A 26,042-nucleotide genomic window follows, 5' to 3' on the forward strand; every position below is an offset into this window, starting at 1 on the left:
AGCTATTGGTGCGTAAATTCGCCTTGCCTACAGGATGTAGGTACCTTAGCGAGAGCAGGACGCGGAAGCGGTGTTTTCCCTAAAACTCTCTGGCTAGACAAGGAGAAAACTAAGTTGTGCTTTAGCAACAATGAGTTGGAACATTCCTTATCCAAACCTCAGGTTAATTATGCTTTTTATTGGCTAAAAAGTGGTATAGATGACAACAAAAAACAATTAATAAAAACAGATACAACAAGTAGTTATAAGGCCTATTCCGGTTTTGTTCAGGTTAATGTGTTATAATTACAAAGTGTTAATTCAAGGAGGCACCATACCCGAGTGAGCAGAGCCAAACTAAGTCAAGACGAAAGCTTATCTTTTAAAATCAACTATCAACTCCTTCCCAAAGAGACAAACCAACTCGACCTGTATTTTTCAATCCCAACCGATATGGGGATTAATACCAACACGTTGAACGAAGTAGACTACTTTAATGCCAATATAAAAAGCCACAGTGCATATTACTCGGAGCAGCTTCATCTCCCCTTGGTACGTAGCCGCTTTATCAGCCAAAGCAAAGGTCAAAAAACGGATTATCGCGTTAATCTAAACCTATTTTGCTACCAGATCCGCATTGCACTAGATGCCGATGTAAAGCAGACATTGAAGCTAAAAGAGGCCGATGAGTTTTATCCAGCCGCACAATTATTGGTGGAAGAAACCGAACGCCTATTGAAGAAGCTCAGGCGTTACACGCCACCAGATAATAAGCTTAAGCCTTATTATCAAAACGCAGATAACTATCTCAGCTGGCATACTGAGCAAGCGTTTTTGAAACTCCTCTCCAGCGGGCCTAAGTCAAGCGACTTTAGTCATGAGCGAAGCTGTATTGTTAGTTTCTGTCAACGAGAAAGCCAATACCGCGAGGAGCAGAGCTACAACTCACAAGTCACGTTGGATGACCCAAATCGCATTACCAATAAAATGAAATTGCTTGAAAGGCTCATTGAATATGGCGTTGTTTTTAACAAACAAACCATTGACTTAAGTACCAATCTAAAGCGTTTAGTTCGCGGTGTGGTTACTGGTATTATCATGGCCTTCGTGATGTTTATTGTGCTCAACGCCCGCTCTAACTTTCAAGAAGTCACCGTCGCCCTTATCGCTTTGCTTGGGGTAATTTATGGCCTTAGAGAAACATTCAAAGAAGATTTAACCCAGTGGGCGTGGCGTCATATTCAACGCGGCCGACCAAAGTGGCGCAACAAGTTTAAAAACTCAGTGACGGACGCCATCGTTTGTACGCAAACGATATGGCTGGAACATATTCGCAAAAAAGACCTACCAGAAGACGTTGATAAGCTGCTAAAGAAGCGTCGACAGCAAAATAAACAAGCTGCGCATCTACTGCATTTTTGCTGTAAAAACCAAGTGCATATTGATGAGTTTTTACCCGGTTACGAAGAAGTACAACAACGTATCACCTTTAACATGAGTTCGTTTGTACGCTATCTAAAAAAAGGCGCAGGAAAGCTTTATAGCCTTGAAGGGAAAAAGGTCTCTAAAAAGTCAGTTGAACGTCGCTATCAAATCAACTTGGTAATGCGGTTTAAATCTTCTCAGGGAATCCAGTTAGAAAGATATAAGCTCACCATGAACCGCTCTGAAATCGTCGCCATAGAGCTTATGGCAAGCGATTCCGTGTATATTGAAAACAACGCTTAAGCACAGATGCAGTTTCATATAACCACCGACAAAACGGATTGGAAGCAGGTTTATCCTGCACTCCAATTCCAAATCCAGTGATGCGGCTACTCAAAAGATATTAATGTGCTTTCTTTGGTCCGTAACGAACCATGTCTTTGCCGTTTTCATACACGTCTTGAGATACCCAACGACCCAACAACAATTGGTGCTTATCATCCAAAATCGCAATAAATGGTCTGCCATCGCTGTTGTTCGTTGCCAGCGCCACACCAGCCACGTTTTGTAACCCTAAGCCACCGTTATCAATTAGCAACAAAAAAGCTTCCAGCTCGTCCAAGGTTTCAATGATATCTTTATCGTTGATCATCTCTTTACTCTCACTTACTCAGTATGCAGCGTAGAATACCAGTTATGTTGAAGTGATTGAACCTGACGCCACAATTACATCCTATTCAAACTATGGCTTAATGCTTCCCATACACACTGTACGGCTTTACTGCGGCCTTGTTTACCTAAACACACTAAATGAATTGGTTGGCGGTCAGGATGTGCGTATTGAGTTAAAATAGGTACCAACTGACCTTGGTTTAATTCCTGTTGAACGTAGTAAGGGTCTCCCATCACAACCCCCTGCCCCAGCACCGCAAGTTGCACCATTGCACGCGCATCATCACAATACGCTACGGCATGAGGCTTGATGTTGAACACCTGACCGTTTTGATGGACAAATGGCCATTTGTCCATGGTGGTGCCTTTATTTTTAAATACCAAGCAACGATGACTCAATAAAGCATCGGGAGAGTCAGGCGTGCCGGCTACAGCCAAATACTCCGGACTGGCAAACCAAGCAAAAGATTTTTCACCGATTTTCTTAGCAAGTAATGAAGAATCAGGTAAATGCCCTATTCGAATAGCAATATCTATCTGATTATCGATTAAATCGACAATATCGTCCGTCAGGTTCAGCTCGAAGCGTATATCAGGAAACTGTTTAGAAATATCATGTAGTTTAGCCAGCAAATAGCGCTCAGCCATTAAGGTCGAGCAGCTGATCTTTACTTTACCGCTTGGTGTTAAACGTTGCTGCTCGCTTAACTGCTCAGTCTGACTTAATACTTCCTGTAACTTTTCGGTACTTTTGAGTAATTGGCTGCCGCTTTGGGTCAGTGCTAATTTACGCGTACTGCGCTCTAATAAACGCACATTGAGCTGCTGCTCTAGCTGCGATATGCGCTTACTGACCGACGAGCGTGGTAACTGCACTTTATCGGCAGCGCCCTGAAAACTACCTATAGAGGCCACTAGCCTAAATAAATACAAATTTTCTAATTGCTTGTGTAATTCCATTTCATTGTTTCTCTAAGAGAACTTATCAATTCGTTTTTTATCATCTTATCAGCACGAATTGCAATCACTACAATGTCATTTACACCATCGTATAACGCATAAGGATTTACCATGTCACTACCAACCATATTGATCACTGGCGCAACTGCTGGAATTGGACTTGCAGCTGCCAAGCATTACCTCACCCAAGGCTGGAAAGTCATTTTTACGGGAAGAAACGAAGACAAAATTGCAACGGTCGAAAACCAACTGCTAGCATGCGCAAGCCATCCCTCGCAAGTGCTAGGGCTGCTCTGTGATAGCAGCGTTCCAGCCCACTTTGAAAGCTTACCTAAGGCGCTACAAGCACAAGATATTAAGCTTGACGCGGTGATTTTAAATGCGGGTGTATTCTATCCAAAACCTTTTGCTGACAATGAGCTAAGCGATTTAAATACGACCATGCTTATTAACTTCACAGGCCCTGCAATGCTATTACAACACTTGTTACCAGTAATGAATAATCCTTGTAGTGTTGTTTATGTATCAAGTATCGCGGTACAGCGTGCTTTTGCAGGAGCGGCAAGTTATGCCGCTAGCAAAGCCGCATTTGAGGCGCTTGCAGCGACGCTCAATTTAGAATGGAGTGATCGTGGAGTACGTATTAACCACCTGCGTCCTGGGGTGACTCATACTGAAATCCAAAATAAAGCAGGAATGAGCGAGCAACAAATAGCCGAGCTCAATGCAGGGTTGGCGTCGATTCCATTAGGACGCATGTTACAAGCCACAGAAATGCTAGCAAGCTTAGACTTTTTAACTGGCGAAGGGTCAACAGCAATGCACGGCGCGCACATCACTGTTGACGGTGGTTACTGCTTGTAAAAATGTGGGGTCAGTCCGCCGTTGGTGTTACCTCTCTGGGCTGATCCTGCATTTTTTGAAACAGCCAACCAATTCCCACCAGACATAAGCCTAAACCGATAAAAGACAAGGCGCGCAGCAAGCCTTCAAGGTTTGCCATATCGACCACAAAGGCTTTTAAAATAACAATGGCTAGCCCTGCAAAACCGGCGTTAATCAACACCTTATGCTCTATCCGCTTGGCAACAAAAATCAATACGGTTGAAATCAATAGCCAAACAATGGAATAGGTATATAACTCGGATTGCTCCATCGGCATCGACAGCACGAGGAAACCCTCATGAAATAACGCCCGAATTTCACCGTTGATAAACAAGCCCCCTAGTACGGCTATCAGTCCGTATACCAAACGCTTAAATTGCGGTGGTATTAACTTAAACTGGAGCATGACAGCGAATACGCATGCTGGTGCCAACCACTGCAAAAGTAGCCAATTAAACACACCGTCTCCAATATATTGCCTGTCAAAAAACGGATTATTGGCAAACGAAATATCGGCGTGGAGCAACGCGCTTCCAAGTAACAGCAAGCTCGCGGCAAGCGGATAAAGTCTGTTGCCCTTGTCGCTGAGCTGCCCTCGCCACAGATATACAGCGCCAAGCACCAGCCAATTCAAAGCAAGCAACACGGATTCTTGGAAACCGAGATTAGTAAAATCAGGGTAGTCACCAATCAAGAGATAGCTTGTTTCGGTCGTGACCAGAAGCGCCACAATATGCATTGCGACACCCATAAACCAAGTGTTCAGGGTCTTTGAAGGGTTGTATTTGGTAGCAAACCAAATAATGCCCAGCACCAGCGGATAGACAACAAGTGTCCAATGTATGGTTAAAATCGTTTCGTGCTTGTAATCTGCAAGCCAAGGCGCAAAAGTAAGACGGGTAACAACGGCAATAAGTGCAGCCTTATACAGCCAATCAGGTAAACGCACCTTGTACTTCCAGCTCAAATAACTCATAGACGCTACTTGTGCCGCAATCGCTAAAGTCAACGAGCTTGCCGAGAGTAACATCGTAAAACACAAACTCAGCATGGCATTCGCCAAAATAAGGTAAGTGACCTGCTGAATATTAGTATCCGTTTTCATCGCACAATACGAAGCGAAGAGCCCGATGGCCAGCATTTCAATCGCCCATACAGGATATAAAATTGCTTCTGTGACTCTCGGAGAAATAGCGTAGCTTACACCGTAAAGCGCAAGTGGTGCCACGTTCAACAGCATCAAATAAGCGAGTCTTGATGGATATCGCTTAATCATCATCATGCTAAATAACATCGTGATGACCACTGCTACTTGGATAAACAAGTACTTACCGGTGAAAGGAAAAAGGACGTCGTCGTAAGTGCCCACTTTGGGCATCAAGTAGAATGAGAGAAGTACAAACAATAGTAAATAAAATGGCCAACTATCCAATGCACTATGTCTACAAGCCACGCACAAAACCACGCTAGCAAATAAGACATTAGCCCAAATAAGCGTATCGATATGGGTTTTTATTATTAGCGCACATGCGATAAGTAACAGTGGGAGTAAAATTCCCAACTGTTCTTTTCTTGGCATTAATAGAGCTTTGACCGGCAACGGACTTATCATTGAATTCGTCAGGCGCCAGCCCAGTACGTCTACCAACACATATAAGTACATAGAGATAAGCGCAAAAATCAGCAGCACCCAAAAGTCACCGCTTCCACCAACCGCAACCGCGGTGCAAAACCATAAGAAATGCCCAACAAAGCTTTGCCACCACAACCATTTTTGCTTCACATAATCCGCAACCCATATCGCAGAGAGTGAAACAAAGCTGATATACAGCAGTAACGCACCGATATTATTAGAACCCGTCGATACCAAAGCAGGCACGACATACGCACCAACGATGCCAATACCTGCGAGCACAGGGCCAAATCTCAGTGCCAAAGAGGTCGCAACCAAGGAAATAATAGCGAGTAAAACAAAGGCCATATTAGCCGGTATAAAATGATAGAAATCAAAAGCAACCAATGTCATGGCAAAGCAAGTGATCACGCCACCACTGGCAAGCGCTGCAGAAATGTATGGAGTATTAATTTTTAGCTTTTCTTTGTAGCGATTTACGACTTCAGCGGCAGTAACCAAACTGATTCCAAAAAGGGCCCCCAGTATCACTCGCACACTTGGGGGAAGAAGTCCGGCTTCAATAGAGTACTTAGCTAGAAAAACGCCGCCAAGAGCTAGTACTACGGCACCTATCCAAAAAAGTCCATTTCCTTTTAATAAGGAATCTAAAGTAAAGTCAAATTCAAAGGCAGGTTTACTCTTACTAGGCTTAGCTCTTGCGATAGTGACCGTGCTTTCAGGCTGCTGAGGTTGTGTATGATTGGCTGTTGCCGTGGATTCGCCCAATGCAGTCCGTGCTGTTAATGATGTGGTGTCAGCTGTTTCGCCATTCTTTTGTTCACACTCAGAAAGCTTATTCTCTGAATGTGTTTGCTCTGAACGTGCTTGATCTGAGAATTCACGACCTTCAAGCGTCGAGATCCGGCGACTTTGCTGCTCTATCGTATTTTGTAACTGATGTACTTTTTTAACGAGTTGCTTAAGCCTTTGTCTATCTTGTAGGGCAAAAACAGCGCCAATAAATACAAAAAGATAAAATATAAAAGAGATAAACTCCGTTTCCATACGACTCCTTATTTGTTTGCTAGGCCCTAGCTCACCTGTATTAGAAACAGTATGAGATCAACCACACCAATAAATCAATCTCTCATCATGGGAGCCATAACTTTAGCAAGCCGCATAGAAGTATGATGACTTGAAATGTTCTAACATTGGCCAAAAATGCACATGAGCCCCGTTGCCATATTACCTCCTTGTAAATACACTAAAAAATTATATTTTAGGGACGTTGTTCTAAGGCTTTTTCTATGCGTTTTTTATCACTTTTACTCGTTGTTGCGGTTTCTGGCTGTAGCTATACTCAGCCAAACTTAAAGCCAAAACAATGGCGTTTTGCGACCGATCCGCATGGCAGCCAAGCAATTCTGAACGGCCCGCTTGTTAATGAAGAGCAAGTTGCAATTCAGTTTAAACGCGTACCTCGAGTCGACAAACAAAACAACTCTTGGGTAGAACTTATTTACGACTTGCCCACAAAACAGCTCCCCTCTCAATTCAACATCGCACTGACGTATAAAAGTGATAACGCTTTAATCGTTAAGTTATCGCAACAGGAGTATGGCGGTTCAGGTGATAAAAGCTATGCTCACTACCAAACTAAATTACCAGCATCAAACACTTGGCAAACAATCAACGTAGCTCTGAATGATTTTGCCAGACCCAATTGGACACCAGCTTGGTCAAAAGACAAAGGGGTCATACTCAAGCATATTTCAGCACTTTACTTCGTACCAGATTTAACGGATGTGGAAGGTGGTGAAGCAAGCCTTGCAATAAAAAGTCTTCGAATTGAGTAATCCATTGGTTAGAAATGATGTACACGAGATGTGAGATATTGCGGCTTTTCGCTAGGGGATAATTTGGCCAGCGCATATAACGGTTAAATTATTAGCGCTGGCGAATCCGGGGCAATTAAGCTTTTGATAGCTAAATTACGCACCTAATGCCGTTAGCTTTTCTTTTAATTCTTCTTTATTGATTAGACCCATTTCGTGCTGCTTTTTGGTTTTACGAATTTCATCGAAATTGTCTAGTTTCAAACGCGCTTTAGCCAGCTTAGTATCAAACTCGTCTTGTGAGATGACATCAAGCTTTAGCGCTTTTTCTAGCTTCTCTTTTTCACCATCAAACTCTTTTTGGAAAACCGCTTTTTCCTGAATAACAATCTGATCTTTTAGTTGCTTCTCAATAGCGATAACTTCCGCTTCCAGATCGTCTTTACGCTTAATTAACGGGTCGATACGCTCGATAGTGTCTTGCAATACAGCCTCAAGGTTTGCACCATCGTTTTTGATTAGGTTTTCAATGTATTTACGGCCAATATCTTGGTATGCAATATTAAGTTGACCATCGATTGACGCGATATCTGATTTCAAACCAGCAAGCTTTGCATTGTCTTTTGTTGAAGACACAATATCACCGCTTAGTTTACTGGTAGATTCGCCAATACTACTACCAATAGATTGCGCTTGAGTTTTGAATTTATTTAATAGACTCATGGTTATTTTTCCTTAAATAGATTGAGATTTTCAATTTATGTAATATCTAATACGGCAGACAAACCGACAAAATATATTTCAGATTAATTACGTAATAATTATCAAGCCCAGAGTATCTTGACTTAACTTAATACACTCGTTTCTTGCGCTTCGACATTATGCGTTTAGTGCCACTCCACGCCATCCAACAGCCGAATAACACAGCTCCAACGACCAAAGAGTAAATAGCAAAAGAAGCGACTTTAATAATAAAAATGACGAGCAAGGTGATAAATAGAACAACAAACAACAAAAGCTTTGGTGATTTAGCCAGTTGCTTGGCAATAAAAGAAGGTAAAAACGCACTTAATATGCGCTCCAATCTTTGAGCATTCATAACACTATAATCCTTGTGTTTAAGTGAGATTATTTTAAGACGGGCGATAGGTTATCAGCTTTATTTCTACCTGCCAAATTAATTATTGGTTAATTATCAAACTGAACAATCCCTTTTTTTGAACTAGTTACCAAATGAAACCAACCAAGAAAATAAAAACTAGAACATGAAATTTACAACAACTTAAAGCGAACCATCTATAAATTTCGGAGTTTTATTCCTTTCGATTTAATCAACAGTCAATAGAATTAAACCACCTTACCCATAATTCAGGCTCTGATAAAATAAATTGGAACGTTTGATTACTCTTTAATGTAATTTGGATCGCTTGAGCTGTGATAGGAAGCAGTCCTGCACCTTTGCCAAGACACGGTTCAACCTTAATCACATCGGCGATATCGATTTGATATGGACCTAGCCCCAGCAAGGTATTGAAAGGAGTAAAATGCAGTGTACCTGCCGTTGCCCATAATCTCCCATCAGCACGAGCGACGCCACAATGAACAGTGGCCATTGAAGAAATCGTTGCCATATCTGTCATAAATAAGCCTCATATGAATTACCGATACCCATCTCTATCTTAGTAAAATGGTGTCGAGCCACCAGTGATAAATCTCCTATTTTGACTATGACAATTATCACTGTTCTCACTATAGCGATTCTGTAATAATCGAAAATAAAAATTTTGCACAGATAATGATGGACTCACCTATTCGCCATACGACAGACTGGCGTTTTTCAACACTTGCCTCTTGGTTAGGTGTCACACTTGCGTGTATGTACTACCGAGATTCTCAGCTCGCATTAGTCGGCCAGCTAATCATTAGCGGTGCCATTTTGACATTGCTGTTTTTTATCATTAACAACCCAAATAAGCGAGTCCATGCGGCGGCCTGTACCTACCTAGTATTGATCGCTCTACTTATGCAACTTTCAACGACTTCATTAGTTTTTATCCACTTGGTCATGTTTTCCGCAATTTTTAGTCCGCACTTTTCATTCCCTAAAGTTCTGTCTGCCGTGCTACTTGCGATGCTGATATACGGATTTACACACTATGCAAGGTGGGAAGGAGTCGTACCTTGGATCACCTTTGCTGTTTGGTTATTTTTTTGTGCAATGAACTGGTTTGTCAGCAGACGCATAGTTGAGAGCCTTAATATGCACTACCAATCTCGGCAAAATTACAAAGAGCTTAAAGCCACGCAACACATGATGGGAGCCATGTCAGCAGCGCAAGAAAGACTCAATATTTCCCGAGAATTGCATGATTCACTAGGCCATAAACTCACAGCACTGAGTATTAATCTAGATTTCGCAAAAAGAACAGCAAGCGAAGAAATGGAGCCAACCCTAGCAAGTTGCCATCAACTAAGCCAAACTTTGCTTGAGGAAGTAAGAAGTATTGTATCCACTCAGCGCCACAATAAAACACTCTTGAAACAAGCACTCGAAGCTATTTTCACGGCTACCCCCAATTTGCGTTATACCTTAAAGCTAGACCGTGGTTCAGAACAAATTTCACAAGAACATTCACTCTGCGTGATCCGTTTTTGTCAAGAAATGGTAAGCAATACGCTCAAACATACCAAAGCAAATCATATCAATTTTGAGGTCGCAATTGACACGGCAACCCATAATCTAAAAGCTAGCGCCTTTCACAACCAAAGCGAGTCTAGTTTGCCAAAACAAGGCAATGGCTTATCCGGGTTACATGAGCGACTAGCACTGCTTAACGGTTCATTCGCACAAAAAATTGAAAATCAAAAGCTCATCAGCTCGATAACCATACCAGTACCCGAACTTAACCTTTTATCCGAGAATATTACATGATCAATTGCCTACTCGTGGAAGACCAAACCTTGGTGAGATTAGGCCTAGCCAACTTGCTTAATCTTGACGAAAACATTTGTGTAAAAGGGCAAGCTGAAGACGGTATACAGGCACTTGAGTTACTCGCTTCACAACAATTTGACATCATCTTACTGGATATGCGCATGCCTAATTTAGATGGACTAGGTGTACTTAACGCATTGCGCACCAACGCAATACCCACTCCAGTTTTGATTATCACTACCTTTGAAGATTGTGATGTATTGGTAAAGGCTATTAATCTTGGTGCACGGGGCTATGTACTTAAGAATATTGAACTAGAAGCATTAATTGACGCCATACAACAAGTGATTGCAGGGAAAAAAGTGCTACAAAGCGCTTTGACGACTTACCTTTTAGATCAGCAATTAGCGCCACAAGAAAAATTGACTGAAAAAGAACAAGCAGTGTTGCGTTGTTTATCTCTCGGCATGTCAAACAAAATCATCGCCAACACCCTACACAATTCCGAAGGCACCATTCGCAATCACGTCTCTCAAATACTCGCAAAACTTGAAGTTAAAGACAGAACCCAGGCAGTCATAAAGGCGATTAATCAGAGTTTAATTTGAATGAAATTTAACCATTGCGAGGTCCTGAATAAATAATGTTGAAATATGATACAAGCTCAAATTCGTATCACATCGCACCATTGCTGCTCGTCCAACTTTTTTGATAAAGACATCGCCTCCATACATCCTCGGGTATGACTATTCGGTCGTTAATTTTATGTAAGGCGTAAGTGCACCGACTTGATCCAAACAGCGGATTTGGGCAACAGGTTGCTTTGCTCTATCTGCAAAATTAACAACGCCACCGCGCTGACATTTTGCTTTGAAAGCTTGATAAGCCGATCCCCCATTTTTAAGCAGATCCACTCCATCTACAAACTGTATCTCCATGTCATGGTCAAATACTTTGCAGTTCTCTATCGGGTAGGTCTTGATATAGTCATCGTAATAGCTTAGGCTAATCCTGCTGCAATGAGTACGCATTAGTTCTATGATAATCTCTTTACCCCAATGTTGATGGTAAAAACTAGGGTAATCCGTTGACACAGCCCCCTTTAGCACTGTGCCTTCAAACCAAGTCTCTATTTCGCTAAGGTTATCTTCCACTCTTTGATCGCTAAAACGCCCCAGCGCCTTAGCAAGCCTATCATTACCGATTAAGCCATTTAGTACATTAAAGTAATCGCTTTGATTGTATGAGTAGGCCTTACTTTGTGCGAATAGATGTCGCCAGATATCAAAAAGTGACAGCGAGGGGTTTGTAGCTTGAACCTGATAATGACTAGCAAGCGCCATTACCGCGCCACAAGAATAATAGTTTTTGTATCGTTGCAACTTCGCTGATTCGTTAAGCGCCGTTTGCTCTTTGTTCAATAAACATTGATTGGCTGACTCTTCAAATTTTTGTAACCACTGTTTAGCGTCAATAAAACCAAACTCAAGCATCGCAAAGTTAGCAAAAGCATCGGCTCCCCCTTCGTGAAGCCAAGCATGTCCATGGTCTTCAACAGCATACATTTGACCATTCCAAAAATGAGCGGATTCATGGGCAAGAAAGTGGAAGAGCTGATTAAAACGCTCACTGTCTTTGTTTTGCCAACGTTTACCATTCACACTTAACTGCACCAGTCCAGCTAACGTTCCCCCTTCATAATTGGCAAAATCGTCAGCTAAGTGTGCATAATTAAAAAATACCACTGGCTTGAAGTTAAGTGGTTGATCAAGTTTTTTGGCGTAATAGTCAAATAGTTTGGGGAAATACGTTTGTGTGTTTTGCCACACCCACTTAGGTAGCGCAGGATCTACCACCGCTATCATGTTGTCATTCTCAATAGGTGTGATCGTGCCAAAGTAAATATAAGTTCCATCTCCGGCTAAATCCCAGCTTGCCTTATGCTTATATCGCTTGCCCGAGAAAACAATATCGGTCTTAGGGCTATAAAAATAAAACCGGGTCCCATCAAATATAGGCTCAGATTGCGCAGTTAACTTTTCACTAAGGCTAAGATGATTGGTATAAAACAAAACGCTGCCATCACTGTATTGCACATTTTGGCTGTAGTCTTTTAGGATAAAACCATAAAATGAATCAAATGCAAGCGAGAAAGATGTAAACTTTTTACCATTCGCTGCGGTGATTGATAGTACTCCATCTTCTTGCTGCCACTTTAAGTCCGGTTGAGTTATTTGGTAGTGCTGCGTGCGGTCGAAGTTGCTTTGTCTTGCAAAGCTTACCCGCTCAACTGCTTTAGGCAATTTGTACTGTATCAGCCATGAATCCGACGCTTGCTGATAATGGACATGGATCTGCAGCTTATTTTCACTCTCAGATGCCAAAGTCGGCGTTGATAGCATTAGTAGCAACGAGAATAGCAAAGTAATTGTTAATGTTATTGTATTTTTCATGCAACTCGGATTGTATCTTTTTTAGGTGCAATAAAATTAACCTATTTATTGACTAAATACTAGTCGAGTACGGCTTTGCTCTACCCTGAGCTAATTTGCTCATCAAGTTGACTGTTTTTGTCCTAGCTATTGAATTTTCTTCATTCCTATACTGAAGAACATAATAATAACGACGAAAGGGTACTCAGCATGATTGCAGCAACTCAATCACATAGAGTTAGTTCAACCAAAGGTATACCACGGCATACACTATCACTTCTGATAGCGGCAGTATTATCAGGCCATAGTTATGCCGAAGCGGAACCCACGCTTAGCTCTGAGCAAAGCAAAAAAATTGAGCGGATCAGCGTTACCGCAACGCGGCAAACCGAAAATCTACAAGATGTCGCGCTTGCGGTGACCGCCCTCTCCGCCTCAGAGCTTGAGAAGATGAACGTGCAAGATCTCGGTGACTTGGCATCTCACGTTCCGAACCTCAACCTGCACTCAGGTGATGCTTCCAACGCGGTCATTTATATTCGCGGAATTGGCCAAATTGACTCTATCTCGTTTAACGATCCCGGCGTTGGTGTGTATCTCGATGACGTATATCTTGGGCGCGTTCAAGGTGCCTTTTTAGATGTTGTCGACCCTGAGCAAATCGAGGTATTACGCGGTCCACAAGGCACCCTTTACGGTCGCAATACCATAGGTGGCGCGGTGCGTTTCAGTAGTGCCAAACCTTCGCAAGACAACGAAGGGTATGTCAGCGTGGCGCTTGGAAATTATAATGCTCGAACGGTAAAAGCTAGCGTCAACGGTGCATTGATTGAAGACACGCTCTCTGGACGTTTTGCGATTGCCAAAAGTAGCCGAGATGGTTTTAGTGAGAATCACTATAACAATAGTGACGACCACGACAAAGATACCTTAGCATGGCGCGGCAGCTTACTTTATCAACCAAGTGAGAATTTTTCGGCCTATTTAGTCGTCGATGGCTCGAACGCATCCCCCTCAAGCTCACGCACTCCACATCGAGAAACGCCTATCTATTCGGTGATAAAAGAAGGCTACTATGCGCCTGAGGAAGACCCATTTCTCGTCGACGTTAACTACAACGATTTAGAAGAGCTCGATACCTCGGGAGCGAGCTTAACACTTGAATATCTCACGGGGCACTCGGTATTTAAATCCATCACTGCTCGACGCGAAATGGAATACCGCACGCACTTAGACTTAGATGCCACTCCCGATGCATCATTTGGTATTTTTAACTTCGAAGATCAACAGCAGATAAGCCAAGAATTTCAATGGTTATACAAAGACGACAAATTCTCCTTGGTATCTGGGCTCTATTACTTTAATGAGGACGATCTGAGTTTTGGCGGCTCCGTAGCACCGGACTTTTTCGTTATGGTGGCGCCAGAGGTTTACCTACCTTGGCCTGTGATTAACGCAGGAGAACGCGATCAAGAAAATACCAGCTCAGCCCTCTACGCTAACCTCTCTTGGTCTTTGACTGAAAAGCTCGACGTCACGCTTGGCGCACGCTACACCATAGAGAAAAAAGAAGTCACGTCCAAAGGCGAGGAGTTTTTTGGCACCGGTGTAACAACAGCTGAGGAAATGGAGGCGGTATTCGACACGGGGATTGGCTATAGCCCTACAGGCTACAGCGCATCCAAGGAGTGGAAAGAATTTACCCCAAAAGTGGTGTTCGATTACACCATCTCTGACGACAGTATGGTTTACCTAAGCGCTGGAAAAGGGTTTAAAAGTGGCGGTTTTAACGGCCGGATCACCTCATTTGCACAACCTTTTGAGCCTGAAACCTTGTGGAGCTATGAAATTGGCTCTAAGTCTTTATTGAATAATCAGAATATTCGCTTAAATACCGCGGCTTTTTTCAATGACTACAAAAACTTTCAGCTCAGCCGCTTTTCTATCGACCCCGACACCGGTGCGTTTTTATCACTGTTTGAAAATGCAGGTAAAGCCACTATTTACGGCGCAGAAATGGAGCTCGAAGCCGTGGCTTCCGATAACCTCACTCTGAACCTCAATCTGGGCTATTTAGGGGGCGGTTATGATGAGCTCATCGGCGACTTTGGTAAAGAAGTCAGCGATGAAAGGGAGCTGGTTAATTCACCCAAATGGAATGGCCGTGCAGGCTTTGAATACTTCTTTAGCGCCTTTACACAAGGCGAATTTTCACTACGTGCTAGTGCCGCCTATCGCAGTAAAACCTATCTCACCGTGAGCAGTTCAGAGGTACTCGCACAGTCAGGCTACACCCTCTTTGATATGTCACTACACTACCGCTCCGCGGACGACAGTTGGGAAGCAAGTTTATACGGCAAAAACTTAGGCGATAAACGCTATCGCCAACACGGCTTCGATCTTAGCGCAGCACCTGGGGTTCAACTTGGTTATTACGGCGCGCCTAGAACGTACGGTATCAACCTTAAATATAAGTTTTAATTATGAAATTAGACAAACAAACACAAGCATTGTTAGACGACCTCGCGGCTCAAGCTGGCGACATTCATGACATCGAAATCTCCATTGAGACCTCACGAGAAGGCGCAAGAGCGATGTTTTTGGGGCTCGCGGGAGAGATTGAAGCACAAGTAAGTAGCCAAGACCTACACATTGAACACAATGGTATTCACGTGGGCGTTCGCTGTTACCGCCCAGCGCAGTCTTTGGCAAGCCCCAGTCCCGCGGTGATGTTTGTCCACGGCGGCGGCTGGTCTTTAGGAGATGTCGACTGCTATGACGGACTGGTAAAAGACTTATGCCAGCAATCCGGTGTCGTTTTTTTCAGTGTCGAATACAGCCTTGCGCCCGAGCATAAGTTTCCATGCGCCCTGCAACAAGTAATAGCTGTAGTTGATTGGCTGCAAGAAAACCACCAGCGCTTGGAGCTAGACCCCACTAAGATTTCCCTGATGGGCGACAGTGCAGGTGGTAACTTAGCGCTTGTTGCAGCGCATAACTTACATCAACAACAACCAAACACCCTAAGTAACTTGTACCTAGTTTACCCGGTGGTTGATTCCTTTTCTCCCCATGAAACCTATCCGTCACGCATGCAGTATGGCGATGGAAACTTGTTGCTAACCAGAGAGGCAATTAAAGACACCTGCGACTGGTATCTAGCACCCGAGCAAAGCGCGGCGGACGTCAATGTCTCGCCATTATTTATTGAAGACATGACGCACCTTCCTGCCACCAGTGTGTTGCTTGCCGGCTGCGACCCACTTTACGATGAGGGAATACTGCTCGCCAAAAAACTAAAGCAAGCGGGTGTGCTTAATACCCTAACTTGCTTTGAAAATACCATACATGCGTTTTTCTCCTTTGCCGTGCTCGACGTCTGCAAGCTCGCGCGCAGTAATATCGCCAATCAGTTAAAACATGACTTGACCTAGGATAAAAATATGAAAAACACAAACACAGCGTTGCGCACTCACACTTATGGATTGCTCGTTTTTATCTCACTCGCAGCAAGTGGTTTAGCGCACGCTTCAGCGACACTTGAAGCCACCTATACCTCTGGTATTAATAATGGCTGGCAAAAGATTGAAAGATGGCGAGATAACTCAGGGCATATTGGCAATGAAAGCTTTCCCGCCGACGGCCGTGGCGATCAATCTGGTCAGCGCGCTACTTTCTTTGCATCTAGCCAACCAAGCTCTGCGCAGTTTCTGCTTTATCATGCGCCGGGTTGGGATAGTAACAGCCGCCAAACACCAGTGTTGCTGATCCACGGTGCCAATCAAGATGCCGATTTGGCTTGGGCAAATCCAAACGATGCCGGTAGTTACGGCTGTGGCCGACAAAACTGCCCTTCGCAAGGCTTAATGCAAGCGCTTGCCAATGATGATTACAAAGTCTTTGCTTTAAATCTGGCGCATAAAAATGGCGATGGCTTTATCTGGGCGGAGCAGATCGCCAATGCCATCGCTCAGGTTAAAAATAAGACGGGGGCAACGCAAGTCGATTTAGTCACTTGGTCAAAAAGCGCGTTTAATGCCCGCATGTATATTTCTTCTTTGACCAATGCTTGGAGCACTAAATTCAACAGTGATGTACGCAAACTAGTGATGCTCGGTGCCCCCAACAACGGCATTGATTGGTCATTTCGTCACGGCGTTAATCATACCTATGGTGCTTATTCGCAATGTGGCGGCAGCATAAATGGGCCTACTGCGCATGATCAGATATTATGTTTTGGCTTATGGTATTCAAGTTCCGAGTGGGTTTACGACTCGCCTTATTTTCCCGGCTCCGCGCAGATGCTAAAAGCACTAGATGATAAATATGCACTCCCCACCACAGAGCAAGATTGGTACACCACTTACTACGGTGGCTTAGGGTTTGTGAGCAAAGGCCGAGGTATTGCAACGTTTACGGTCGACTCACTGGTAGACCAAGTTCGTAGCGCTGGCACCGACAGCAGCGTTCAAGTTTATAATCTTTGCGGCGATCAGGCCGACATGGCATTTATTCACAATGAACATACCGGCCCTTCCGATGGCGTTGTATTTATCAGTAGCTGCATCGACAGCACAGGAATAAGTAACTTGGCTGGCTCAGCGGTTGTGGCCACCAACCATCTAGAGCTTGGCTGGGAGCCCAGTGCAATCAACCAAATCAAAAATTGGTTAAGTACACCCTAGATGAGTGGTGACAAAATACTGCACTAAAGTTGCAACGCAAAACTATTGCTATCTAGAGTTGATGTTGATTAACTGAATTGTTGAGAGTGACAGGATGAGCTTACGTATTTATGTCAAACACCGCCATTGCACCTTGCTACGTGCAATTGATGCAGCACACACTCACCGCAGCAAAACTGGAATTTGCTGCGGTCGCTCGGTCTTTGGCTATCAATAAAGCCATTGACGCCCTAGATGCCATTGAGTTTATGCGCGTGATGGAACACTGTGCTGTCGAACTCAATGACGAAAGTCTAAATCTCAACCGCAAAAAACTTCTGCCGGGCACCAACGAATTTGTATTCAATAGCCTGCGTCATTGCCGTACCATTACTCAGCTATTACAAGAGCTTGCCCGAGGCTATAACTTTATCCACGCGGGAACATACAATTTCTGCGAGGTATCACACTCTCAAGTGAGTTACATAATTGATGATGCGGCCTTTGACTATGCCACGGCCGCTGACGCGCAATTTTCTCGCTGTATGTTAGATAGCATGCTGATATTGATCCACGGCCTCGTAAAATATGTGTGCGCCGAAACCACCCAAGTTCAACTCACACAAGTGCAGACCAAAAGTGACTCAAACTCGCTGCTAAATTCGGTTATCACCCACATTCCCATTAAACCCTTAAGCAATCGCTACTTACTCACCTATCAATACCAAGAAACGAATCAATCATTAGACTTGGCGAAGTTAGAGCATCTAACGCTCAATACCATTTATCATTCGCTAGCAAGTACGCTCCATCATCAGCAGTCGATTAACGACCATGCCAACTTGCTCGATAAAGTCTATAGTGAGCTTAACGCGGGAACACTGTGCCAAGAACAAATGGCTAACAAGCTCAATATCAGTCCGGCAACATTAAGACGAAGGCTCGCTGAGTATCAAACCAGTTTTAGGCAACTCAAAAATAACGTACAGAACAAGCAGGCCAAACTGCGACTGACTCAAGGCAGTAGTTTGTATGAAGTGGCGCACACGCTGCAGTTTTCAGATGAGCGTAGCTTTATCCGTGCGTTTAAGTCGTGGAACGGCGTAACGCCTATGCAATTTCTGCAGAGTTTGAGTTCTACGGTAAAAGTTGACGTTAAACAAAGCAAAGCACAACAAAAGTGATATTGTGCAACAAGCAAACAGAGTAAAAATGTAATACGTGGAAGGGATATGGAAACACTTCAACTTGCAGGAACGCTACTCGGCGGTTTGGGGATATTTTTAGTTGCGATAAGCATGATGACAGACGGCCTGAAACTAGCAGCCGGGTCGTCGCTGCGCCGAGTGCTTGGTGTGTGGACCAAAACCCCTCAGCGCGGTATTGCATCTGGCTTTTGCATGACAGCCTTAGTGCAGTCGTCCAGCGCGGTTACTGTGGCCTCTTTGGGCTTTGTAAATGCAGGTCTTATAACCATGCATCAGGCGCTTGGTATTGTCTATGGCGCCAATGTTGGCACCACCATCACTGGCTGGTTAGTGGCCGCGGTTGGATTTAAATTTAATATCCAAGCTATCGCACTCCCCTTGATAGGCATTGGTGCCTTGATGAAGTTGCTACTTCCTCGCTCGCGACTAGCGTCGGCAGGCATGGCCTTAGTTGGTTTTGGGCTATTTTTTATCGGTATTGATATTCTCAAAGGCGCATTTGAGCATATTGTCGCTGCTTTTGATTTAAGCCAATTTACCGCAGAGGGAATAAACGGCATGTTGACCTTTTTGCTGGTGGGTATGGTGATGACAACTCTCACTCAATCTTCCAGTGCTTCCATCGCCTTGACCATTACCGCCGCTGCTAGTGGTATGATTGGATTATATGCCGCAGGCGCGATGGTCATCGGCGCAAACGTCGGCACCACGTCAACATCTATCTTGGCATCCATTGGCGCAACTTCTAATGCCAAACGCGTCGCAGCGGCTCAGGTCATATTTAATGTGTTCACTGCGATGGTCGCTTTCGCGGTGTTGCCAGTGCTGTTTTATCTCATCAACCATTTTACCGCGCTTTTCGGCGTCACTGCTGATCCTGCGTTGTCATTGGCACTTTTTCATACTTTGTTTAATATTTTGGGCGTGCTACTCATCTTTCCACTCAATGACAGGCTCGCTGGCTTTTTAATGAAACGATTTTGTAGTGCCGAGGAGACGGCTTCCAGGCCACGCTTTTTAGATAATACCATCGCCCAAACGCCAGAGCTTGCAATCAATGCGTTATTGCTTGAGTCCAAACTCGTTGCAGATAAGGTGTTAGCCCAGTTTGATAAATGCCTACTCCCAACCGATAAACTCGCAGTTGAACAGGCACTCCATGCAATCCAATCTCTGTGTCAGCAAATTAGCCTTTTTATTGTGTCGGTAGAGCAATCAGCATTATCATCACAGACCACCTCACTACTCGCTAAACTCATGCGTATTGAGCAGTATTTGTTTACTTGTAGTCACTGTGTGGAACAATTAACGGAACACGCTCCATATAAGCAACTCGCAGAGCATCATGACTTGCATGCACAATTGAATGAATACCAAGCCCAGCTTAGCCACTTCATGAAAACCAGTTTACATGGGCAAAGCGTCACACCTGCAGAGCTGTCGTTGGCGCAAGAGACATTGCAACGTTTACATGACGATGTGAAAGACGACTTAATTCTAGCAGGTACTCACGCGTCACTGGCGATAGATAAGATGGTAAGTAATATCAATACACTAGCGGAAATGTGGCAACTTTCACAGCAGTGGCATAAAGCAATGTTGCTGATCCACGCCATTGAAGCGCAGCTCTCTCCATCACAAGCAGATTAAGTGTGAGTCGATGTAAGCTGATAACGTTTTTTTAATCAGCACACGTTCCTATTTTAACGATTTGGTGATAAAACGTAATAAACATCTACAAAATAGGGACTAAGTTTTGAGAAAAAAAATTACTAATATTGTCACACTATGTATGCTAACCACCTTTGCTGGTAAATCTATGGCATTAGAAAAGGATCCATACCTATGGCTTGAAGAGATTGAAGGCAAACAAGCGCTAGAGTGGGTAACGGCACAAAACGATAGCTCACTAAAACAACTCAAAAGCCACAGCCAATATAATCATATCTTTCAAAATACATTAGATATTATCAATGATCGGTCTCGTATTCCTTACGCAACTGAACGTGCAGGTTATTACTATAATTTCTGGAGAGATGCGGATCATGTAAGAGGCATATACCACAGAACAACCCTTGAAGAGTATAAAAAAGCGGATCCTAAGTGGGAAACCGTTCTCGACTTAGATGCGCTAGCAAAAGCTGAAGACGAAAACTGGGTTTATGGCGGGATGAACTGTCACTATCCAAAGTATGAACGCTGTTTGGTGTATTTATCGCGCGGTGGTGCTGATGCAAAAGTCGTGAGAGAGTTCGACATTCCAAGCAAATCTTTTGTAAAAAATGGGTTTTATTTACCTGAAGCAAAAACCTCAGTATCTTGGTTCAACGAGAATTCAATATTTGTTGCAACAGATTTTGGAGAAGGCTCATTAACTGACTCAGGTTATGCTGGAACGGTTAAAGTGTGGCAACGCGGTACGCTGCTGAAAGATGCTAAAACGGTCTATCAGGCAAATAAAAGTTCTATCAGTGCCAGAGGTTTTACGATATACGATCAAGGCAATACAAATCACTTTCTATACGATTCTACAAGTTTTTATACTCGCGATGTCTATAAACTCGAAGGTGATAAGCAGATAAAAATTCCAGTGCCTAGCGACGCAAGCCTCCTCGGATTAAACAATGGCATGCTCTTTATCCAGCTAAAATCTGCTTGGAAGCATTTTTCACAAGCAGAAGTAATATATGCCAACATTAACGATATGGATTCTAAAAATATCCAGTTTACGAGTTTAATCAAACCAACAGCAAATCGCTCAATAGAAGATTTGAGTTTTACTAAATCAGCCATACTAGTTACCGTATTAGATGATGTAAAGAATAAGGTTTTCCGCTATATCCCTAAAGCGAATGGGCAGTGGAAAATAGACCAAGTAAGCTTTCCTGATACCGGTTCATTATCCGTTTTTGATACTGATCCCAATAGAGACGACTTTTTTGTCACCTACACCGACTTTTTATCACCGACCAGTCTTTACTTAGTCGACGGTAAATCACTTGGAACAACAAAACTCAAAGGTAATAAATCACATTTCGACGCAGATAAGTTCGTTACCCAGCAACAATTTGCGACATCAAAAGACGGTACAAAAGTGCCTTACTTTATTGTTCATAAGAAAGATATCAAGTTAGATGGTAGCAACCCTACTTTATTATATGCCTATGGTGGCTTTGAAGTTTCTATGCAGCCGTACTACTCGGCATCAACTGGTAAAAACTGGTTAGAACAAGGCGGTGTTTATGTGCTTGCGAATATTCGTGGCGGCGGTGAGTATGGACCAAGCTGGCACCAAGCAGCACTAAAAGAAAATCGCCACAAGGCGTATGAAGACTTTGAAGCCGTAGCAGAGCAGCTGATAGCAGATAAAGTAACCAAGCCTCAACACTTAGGTATTAAAGGTGGTAGTAACGGCGGATTGCTAGTGGGCGCCGCTTTCACTCGCAGGCCTGAACTTTACAACGCCGTTATTTGCCAAGTGCCATTACTCGATATGAAGCGTTTTAATAAGCTACTCGCTGGCGCAAGTTGGATGGGCGAATATGGTAATCCAGATGTTCCTGAAGAGTGGGAATACATTAAAACGTACTCGCCTTACCATAACCTAAGTAAAGACAAACAATATCCAAAAGTATTTTTCACAACCTCAACCCGAGATGACCGCGTGCACCCAGGGCATGCACGTAAAATGGTTGCTAAAATGAAAGATATGGGATTTGAAGTGCTGTATTTTGAGAATACCGAAGGTGGCCATGCAGGCGCTGCAAACAATGAACAGCGAGCGATGGTAAATAGCCTTGAGTTTGTTTACCTCATGGACAGACTCAAATAGCTTTAAATTTTACTGTCTAGTACGTTAAAAGCGCTCAACTTTATATTGAGCGCTTTTCTCATTTCACCTACTCGGCAAAACTCAACTCTTGAGATTCGAGCGAAAATTGCTCGCCGGTATCCAGTGAAATTTCAATATAAAATACATGGTTCTGTTTGTAAGTGGGCTCACTGTTCAGAGCAAACTGGATAAATTCGCTCGCTTTTTTATCTTCCATATCTAAAAATTCGGATATTGAAAAGTAGTCATTTTCACCATTATCCAGCCTACGATAATCAACCTGATTAGAGTAATCGGAACCGATATACACGATGTCGAACACCTCATTTAAGCTTGAACCTGTAGGTAACTCGTCACTAAACGCAGCGCTAGAGGTAATATTTATATCCGTGATTTTTTCATTGGTATACGGTGGAACAGGTGAACAGGCATAAGCGGTGCTAATTAAAGAAAACTTAAAGCTCGGTGCGCTTAACTGCGCTACAGACTGCGTATCAGCTTTAAGCTGAAATACGAGTTTTTGATACGAAATAGGTTCAACGCCATCATATTCAGTGTTAACCCACTCATCTACCTGATCAGCGCTAAATTCACCGAGGTTAAAGCCGGTTATATCAAACCTTGAGTTGCCAGCACCACCACATTGACCATCATCAGGACCACTACTGTCGCTATTACACCCCACTAACCCTACTGCTAATACTGCGCTTGCAAATATCAATTTTGCTTTCATTCTGGCTCCTTTTCCAGCTGAGTAAAGTCTCTATTTTGAGTCCAACCAAGAAGAACATACAGTGTTAAACCTGCTTAGGTTGTTATTAAATGTTCTCGTAAACACCGAGTTTAATTCGACTTAACCAGTGCAGAGATAGAAAACGGTAGTATTAACATCTTATTTAACTTCTCCTTTAGAAGATTTACCAAATGAAGGGCACTGCTATGAATTGATTCGAAATTCGGTGACTGGCATCTTATTAAACGGCAAAAAAATGTAAAAGCAGACATGTTGACGGCGCGATCTTAGGTAGGAGAAGTCGGCGTGCGAAAGTAACTTTTGCAAAAGCCAGAGCAAAGCTCTGGCTTTTAAACCGCCTAACCGTGACTTCGTGCAGCTTGATATGCGGCGCGAGCTTGCACTTTTTCAAGATAAGCTTTGATATTGCCATGCGCTGTGAGCAAACCAACTTTATCTGCAATTTCTAGCATCACCGTCATCATAATATCGGCGGCGGTAAAGTCGTTGCCTGCGAAATAGCTTTGCTTGGCGAGTGTGACATCTATATAAGAAAAGTCGACATTGACTTCTTTAGCAATGTAACCATCCATTGGTTTATCGCCCGCACGCTGCTCCATCTTCATCATCAAAGATGCGATCACCGGCAGTGCCAATGACCCCTCAGCAAAGTGCAACCATTCTTGATATTGATAGTATTCAGGTGTCCCCGCATCTGGTCGCAAACTACTGTCTTCTGCCTTATCGAGCAAATACTCCATAATCGCTCCTGACTCACACAAGACTAGGTTGTCATCGACCAGCACAGGCGCTTTCCCAAGCGGATGCACCTGTTTTAGGCTTTCGGGTGCAAGACGCGTCTCCGGGTTGCGCTGGTGCTCCACAAGGTCATAAGGCATGTCGAGTTCATGTAAAAGCCAAAGTACTCTTGTCGAGCGTGATTCGTTTAAGTGGTGAACAGTTAACATCTAATTTTTCCTGATAAATTTAATTATACGAGTTCGTCTGGACCTAAGCGCACGACAAGTTTGCCGAAGTTTTTACCTTCCAATAAGCCAATAAATGCCTCGACTGCGTTATCCATCCCCTCGACCAAGTGCTCTTTGTACTTAATCTTGCCCGCGTTTAACCATGGCAGCATCGCTTCGCTGAACTCGTTGTATCTATGCCCATAGTCGTCGAATACAATAAAGCCTTGCATTTTCACTCGCTTAATCAGCAGCGTCGCCATCAGCATCGACATACGATCAGGCCCCGATGGCAACTCAGTGGCATTATATTGAGAGATCAACCCACAAAGTGGAACCCGGGCACTTGAGTTAAGCAATGGCATAACTGCGTCAAACACTTTGCCACCCACATTTTCGAAATAGACGTCGATACCAGATGGACATGCCTGCGCTAACTGCTCAGCGAGATCATCCTTGCAGTGATCAAGACAGGCATCAAAGCCAAGTGTCTCGGTAGCGTAACTGCATTTTTCGGCGCCACCAGCAATGCCTATTACTCTACAGCCTTGCAGTTTTGCTATTTGTCCAACAAGACTGCCTACAGCACCGGTTGCTGCGGCAACCACAACAGTTTCTCCAGCTTTTGGCTGACCGATATCCATCAGTCCCATGTAAGCGGTAAGGCCTGGCATCCCTAACACGCCCAAGCTATATGATGGATTAGGTAAATTGCTGTCTAACTTAAGTAAGCCTGTGCCATCTGAAACGCTATAGTCTTGCCAGCCGCTCATCGCGAGTACCCAGTCACCTTTGGCGAATTTAGGGTTATTTGACGCTTCAACTCGGCATACCGTGCCACCTACCATCGCTTCACTAATAGCAACCGGCTCAGCGTAGGATTTCGCATCGCTCATACGGCCACGCATGTATGGATCTAACGACAAAAAAACGGTACGAAGGAGCACCTCGCCCTCTTTTGGCGTTGGGATCTGTGCCTCTTCATAATTGAAGTTTCCTTGCGTTGGCGCACCATGTGGGCGCGACGCCAAGGTAATGCGACGATTCGTTTGTGCGTTTTGAGCTTGGTTTATTGCGTTACTCATGATTTATTCCTTTTAATAAGCAGGTTACAGCTAGTTTAGATACGTCAGCATTTTCTCAGCGACAAGTTCAGAGCTTGCTGGGTTTTGTCCTGTAAACAGTAAGCCATCTCTAACAGCAAACACATTCCAATCATCGACTTTCTGGAAATCAGCGCCTCGTTTAACCAACTCATCTTCTAATAAAAACGGTACAACATCAGTCAGCCCGACGGCCTCCTCTTCGCTATTCGTAAAGCCGGACACCACTTTACCTTTTACCAGATACTCACCCGACGTGGTTTTTACATCCATTAGCACCGCCGGAGCGTGGCACACCGCACCAACTGGTTTATCTGCTGCTAAAAAGGCGCTTATCAATTGGATTGAGTTGGTATCTGTTGCTAAATCCCATAGAGGTCCGTGACCGCCAGGATAGAACACAGCGTCAAAATCTGCCGCGCTCACCTCAGCTAGTGGCGCCGTATTTGCCACCAGTTCCTGCGTTTTTTGATCATCAAAATAGCGTTTCGTACTGTCGGTTTGGAAATCAGGCTGTTCGCTTTTTGGGTCAATTGGCGGCTGACCACCTTTTGGTGAAGCAAGCGTTACTTCTACACCAGCATCCACAAAGGCATAATAGGGAGCGGCAAACTCTTCAATCCAAAACCCTGTTTTCTCACCTGTGTTGCCTAATTCTGCATGTGACGTTAGCACCATTAAAATTTTCTTTGCTGTCATCAAAATTACCTCTCATTCTTTCTTCAAACTTCAGGCTATTTAGCCTGCGGATAAATATAAAAGTATGAGCTTAAGACTAGTTAAACAATGCAGACAA

At 43.7% G+C, this 26,042-nt stretch carries 23 protein-coding genes; 12 read left to right on the top strand and 11 right to left on the bottom strand.

From position 1 onward, the window contains the following. Both BB427_RS24640 and BB427_RS14455 read left to right on the top strand, forming a co-directional pair. Positions 1-285, top strand: a 285-nt coding sequence (locus BB427_RS24640) for a hypothetical protein (protein ID WP_217492911.1), incomplete at its 5' end; no start/stop codon positions are given. A 36-nt stretch (positions 286-321) separates the two neighbouring features. Continuing rightward, positions 322-1,707, top strand: a complete 1,386-nt coding sequence (locus BB427_RS14455; protein WP_010370648.1) for a hypothetical protein — start codon at positions 322-324, stop codon at positions 1,705-1,707. A 100-nt stretch (positions 1,708-1,807) separates the two neighbouring features. Here BB427_RS14455 and BB427_RS14460 read toward each other — a convergent pair whose 3' ends face one another. Together BB427_RS14460 and BB427_RS14465 are read right to left on the bottom strand one after the other, a co-directional pair. Next, positions 1,808-2,056 carry a hypothetical protein gene (locus BB427_RS14460; RefSeq protein WP_010370646.1) on the bottom strand — a complete coding sequence of 83 codons (249 nt, stop codon included), beginning with the start codon at positions 2,054-2,056 and terminating at the stop codon, positions 1,808-1,810. A gap of 74 nt (positions 2,057-2,130) precedes the next feature. Next, positions 2,131-3,036, bottom strand: coding sequence for a LysR family transcriptional regulator (locus BB427_RS14465; protein WP_069021429.1), 906 nt, complete (start codon positions 3,034-3,036; stop codon positions 2,131-2,133). A 111-nt stretch (positions 3,037-3,147) separates the two neighbouring features. Here BB427_RS14465 and BB427_RS14470 point away from each other — a divergent pair, with 111 nt between their 5' ends. Beyond that, the gene (locus BB427_RS14470) at positions 3,148-3,900 is read left to right on the top strand and encodes an SDR family oxidoreductase (protein ID WP_069021431.1); all 753 of its coding nucleotides are present in this window, start codon (positions 3,148-3,150) and stop codon (positions 3,898-3,900) included. Positions 3,901-3,910: 10 nt separating this feature from the next. Here the strand turns inward: BB427_RS14470 and BB427_RS14475 are convergent, their stop codons facing one another. Further along, complete coding sequence (locus BB427_RS14475) at positions 3,911-6,601, bottom strand: DUF2339 domain-containing protein (protein ID WP_069021433.1); 2,691 nt, start codon at positions 6,599-6,601, stop codon at positions 3,911-3,913. A 242-nt stretch (positions 6,602-6,843) separates the two neighbouring features. Here BB427_RS14475 and BB427_RS14480 point away from each other — a divergent pair, with 242 nt between their 5' ends. Then, positions 6,844-7,392 carry a carbohydrate binding domain-containing protein gene (locus BB427_RS14480; RefSeq protein WP_069021435.1) on the top strand — a complete coding sequence of 183 codons (549 nt, stop codon included), beginning with the start codon at positions 6,844-6,846 and terminating at the stop codon, positions 7,390-7,392. 135 nt (positions 7,393-7,527) lie between these two features. Here BB427_RS14480 and BB427_RS14485 read toward each other — a convergent pair whose 3' ends face one another. The 3 genes from BB427_RS14485 to BB427_RS14495 form a co-directional block, all read right to left on the bottom strand. Then, positions 7,528-8,094, bottom strand: a complete 567-nt coding sequence (locus BB427_RS14485) for a hypothetical protein (RefSeq protein WP_017217868.1) — start codon at positions 8,092-8,094, stop codon at positions 7,528-7,530. Positions 8,095-8,221: 127 nt separating this feature from the next. After that, positions 8,222-8,470, bottom strand: coding sequence for a hypothetical protein (locus tag BB427_RS14490; RefSeq protein ID WP_069021440.1), 249 nt, complete (start codon positions 8,468-8,470; stop codon positions 8,222-8,224). Between the two features lie 232 nt (positions 8,471-8,702). Then, positions 8,703-9,011, bottom strand: a complete 309-nt coding sequence (locus BB427_RS14495) for a hypothetical protein (protein WP_069021442.1) — start codon at positions 9,009-9,011, stop codon at positions 8,703-8,705. A 155-nt stretch (positions 9,012-9,166) separates the two neighbouring features. On the opposite strand from BB427_RS14495, the gene BB427_RS14500 reads away from it, so the two are divergent. Together BB427_RS14500 and BB427_RS14505 are read left to right on the top strand one after the other, a co-directional pair. Then, complete coding sequence (locus tag BB427_RS14500; protein WP_254663643.1) at positions 9,167-10,303, top strand: sensor histidine kinase; 1,137 nt, start codon at positions 9,167-9,169, stop codon at positions 10,301-10,303. Beyond that, positions 10,300-10,914 (top strand): response regulator, encoded by a 615-nt coding sequence (locus BB427_RS14505; protein WP_069021444.1) that lies wholly within the window; start codon positions 10,300-10,302, stop codon positions 10,912-10,914. The genes BB427_RS14500 and BB427_RS14505 overlap by 4 nt, the downstream gene beginning before the upstream one ends. A 138-nt stretch (positions 10,915-11,052) precedes the next feature. On the opposite strand, the gene BB427_RS14510 is transcribed toward BB427_RS14505, so the two are convergent. Beyond that, positions 11,053-12,759 carry a hypothetical protein gene (locus BB427_RS14510; RefSeq protein WP_069021446.1) on the bottom strand — a complete coding sequence of 569 codons (1,707 nt, stop codon included), beginning with the start codon at positions 12,757-12,759 and terminating at the stop codon, positions 11,053-11,055. Between the two features lie 189 nt (positions 12,760-12,948). Here BB427_RS14510 and BB427_RS14515 point away from each other — a divergent pair, with 189 nt between their 5' ends. The 6 genes from BB427_RS14515 (at position 12,949) to BB427_RS14540 (ending at position 22,442) form a co-directional block, all read left to right on the top strand. After that, on the top strand, positions 12,949-15,219 hold the full coding sequence (locus BB427_RS14515) for a TonB-dependent receptor (RefSeq protein WP_069021448.1): 2,271 nt from the start codon (positions 12,949-12,951) through the stop codon (positions 15,217-15,219). Between the two features lie 2 nt (positions 15,220-15,221). Next, positions 15,222-16,172, top strand: a complete 951-nt coding sequence (locus tag BB427_RS14520; protein ID WP_069021450.1) for an alpha/beta hydrolase — start codon at positions 15,222-15,224, stop codon at positions 16,170-16,172. Between the two features lie 9 nt (positions 16,173-16,181). Further along, the gene (locus BB427_RS14525; RefSeq protein WP_069021452.1) at positions 16,182-17,423 is read left to right on the top strand and encodes an esterase/lipase family protein; all 1,242 of its coding nucleotides are present in this window, start codon (positions 16,182-16,184) and stop codon (positions 17,421-17,423) included. Between the two features lie 110 nt (positions 17,424-17,533). Beyond that, positions 17,534-18,586 carry a helix-turn-helix domain-containing protein gene (locus BB427_RS14530; protein WP_069021454.1) on the top strand — a complete coding sequence of 351 codons (1,053 nt, stop codon included), beginning with the start codon at positions 17,534-17,536 and terminating at the stop codon, positions 18,584-18,586. A 48-nt stretch (positions 18,587-18,634) separates the two neighbouring features. Continuing rightward, positions 18,635-20,260, top strand: coding sequence for a Na/Pi cotransporter family protein (locus BB427_RS14535; RefSeq protein WP_069021456.1), 1,626 nt, complete (start codon positions 18,635-18,637; stop codon positions 20,258-20,260). Positions 20,261-20,402: 142 nt separating this feature from the next. Further along, positions 20,403-22,442 carry a prolyl oligopeptidase family serine peptidase gene (locus BB427_RS14540; protein ID WP_254663645.1) on the top strand — a complete coding sequence of 680 codons (2,040 nt, stop codon included), beginning with the start codon at positions 20,403-20,405 and terminating at the stop codon, positions 22,440-22,442. Between the two features lie 67 nt (positions 22,443-22,509). On the opposite strand, the gene BB427_RS14545 is transcribed toward BB427_RS14540, so the two are convergent. The 4 genes from BB427_RS14545 to BB427_RS14560 all read right to left on the bottom strand — a co-directional run bounded on the left by BB427_RS14545 (position 22,510) and on the right by BB427_RS14560 (position 25,945). Further along, on the bottom strand, positions 22,510-23,175 hold the full coding sequence (locus tag BB427_RS14545; protein ID WP_069021460.1) for a hypothetical protein: 666 nt from the start codon (positions 23,173-23,175) through the stop codon (positions 22,510-22,512). A 359-nt stretch (positions 23,176-23,534) separates the two neighbouring features. Next, the gene (locus BB427_RS14550; protein WP_069021462.1) at positions 23,535-24,143 is read right to left on the bottom strand and encodes a glutathione S-transferase family protein; all 609 of its coding nucleotides are present in this window, start codon (positions 24,141-24,143) and stop codon (positions 23,535-23,537) included. 23 nt (positions 24,144-24,166) lie between these two features. Continuing rightward, positions 24,167-25,228 carry an NADP-dependent oxidoreductase gene (locus tag BB427_RS14555; RefSeq protein ID WP_069021464.1) on the bottom strand — a complete coding sequence of 354 codons (1,062 nt, stop codon included), beginning with the start codon at positions 25,226-25,228 and terminating at the stop codon, positions 24,167-24,169. A 30-nt stretch (positions 25,229-25,258) separates the two neighbouring features. Continuing rightward, positions 25,259-25,945 (bottom strand): type 1 glutamine amidotransferase domain-containing protein, encoded by a 687-nt coding sequence (locus tag BB427_RS14560; RefSeq protein ID WP_045989617.1) that lies wholly within the window; start codon positions 25,943-25,945, stop codon positions 25,259-25,261. Positions 25,946-26,042: the final 97 nt, after the last annotated feature.

The organism is Pseudoalteromonas sp. BMB, assembly GCF_001709235.1.
Lineage (GTDB): Bacteria > Pseudomonadota > Gammaproteobacteria > Enterobacterales > Alteromonadaceae > Pseudoalteromonas > Pseudoalteromonas maricaloris.

Excerpts from the sequence above, each read along its gene's own strand:
- BB427_RS14460 (WP_010370646.1), bottom strand. The coding sequence starts at position 2,056 with ATGATCAACGATAAAGATATCATTGAAACCTTGGACGAGCTGGAAGCT.
- BB427_RS14465 (WP_069021429.1), bottom strand. The coding sequence starts at position 3,036 with ATGGAATTACACAAGCAATTAGAAAATTTGTATTTATTTAGGCTAGTG.
- BB427_RS14470 (WP_069021431.1), top strand. The coding sequence starts at position 3,148 with ATGTCACTACCAACCATATTGATCACTGGCGCAACTGCTGGAATTGGA.
- BB427_RS14475 (WP_069021433.1), bottom strand. The coding sequence starts at position 6,601 with ATGGAAACGGAGTTTATCTCTTTTATATTTTATCTTTTTGTATTTATT.
- BB427_RS14480 (WP_069021435.1), top strand. The coding sequence starts at position 6,844 with ATGCGTTTTTTATCACTTTTACTCGTTGTTGCGGTTTCTGGCTGTAGC.
- BB427_RS14485 (WP_017217868.1), bottom strand. The coding sequence starts at position 8,094 with ATGAGTCTATTAAATAAATTCAAAACTCAAGCGCAATCTATTGGTAGT.
- BB427_RS14490 (WP_069021440.1), bottom strand. The coding sequence starts at position 8,470 with ATGAATGCTCAAAGATTGGAGCGCATATTAAGTGCGTTTTTACCTTCT.
- BB427_RS14495 (WP_069021442.1), bottom strand. The coding sequence starts at position 9,011 with ATGACAGATATGGCAACGATTTCTTCAATGGCCACTGTTCATTGTGGC.
- BB427_RS14500 (WP_254663643.1), top strand. The coding sequence starts at position 9,167 with ATGATGGACTCACCTATTCGCCATACGACAGACTGGCGTTTTTCAACA.
- BB427_RS14505 (WP_069021444.1), top strand. The coding sequence starts at position 10,300 with ATGATCAATTGCCTACTCGTGGAAGACCAAACCTTGGTGAGATTAGGC.
- BB427_RS14510 (WP_069021446.1), bottom strand. The coding sequence starts at position 12,759 with ATGAAAAATACAATAACATTAACAATTACTTTGCTATTCTCGTTGCTA.
- BB427_RS14515 (WP_069021448.1), top strand. The coding sequence starts at position 12,949 with ATGATTGCAGCAACTCAATCACATAGAGTTAGTTCAACCAAAGGTATA.
- BB427_RS14520 (WP_069021450.1), top strand. The coding sequence starts at position 15,222 with ATGAAATTAGACAAACAAACACAAGCATTGTTAGACGACCTCGCGGCT.
- BB427_RS14525 (WP_069021452.1), top strand. The coding sequence starts at position 16,182 with ATGAAAAACACAAACACAGCGTTGCGCACTCACACTTATGGATTGCTC.
- BB427_RS14530 (WP_069021454.1), top strand. The coding sequence starts at position 17,534 with ATGTCAAACACCGCCATTGCACCTTGCTACGTGCAATTGATGCAGCAC.
- BB427_RS14535 (WP_069021456.1), top strand. The coding sequence starts at position 18,635 with ATGGAAACACTTCAACTTGCAGGAACGCTACTCGGCGGTTTGGGGATA.
- BB427_RS14540 (WP_254663645.1), top strand. The coding sequence starts at position 20,403 with ATGCTAACCACCTTTGCTGGTAAATCTATGGCATTAGAAAAGGATCCA.
- BB427_RS14545 (WP_069021460.1), bottom strand. The coding sequence starts at position 23,175 with ATGAAAGCAAAATTGATATTTGCAAGCGCAGTATTAGCAGTAGGGTTA.
- BB427_RS14550 (WP_069021462.1), bottom strand. The coding sequence starts at position 24,143 with ATGTTAACTGTTCACCACTTAAACGAATCACGCTCGACAAGAGTACTT.
- BB427_RS14555 (WP_069021464.1), bottom strand. The coding sequence starts at position 25,228 with ATGAGTAACGCAATAAACCAAGCTCAAAACGCACAAACGAATCGTCGC.
- BB427_RS14560 (WP_045989617.1), bottom strand. The coding sequence starts at position 25,945 with ATGACAGCAAAGAAAATTTTAATGGTGCTAACGTCACATGCAGAATTA.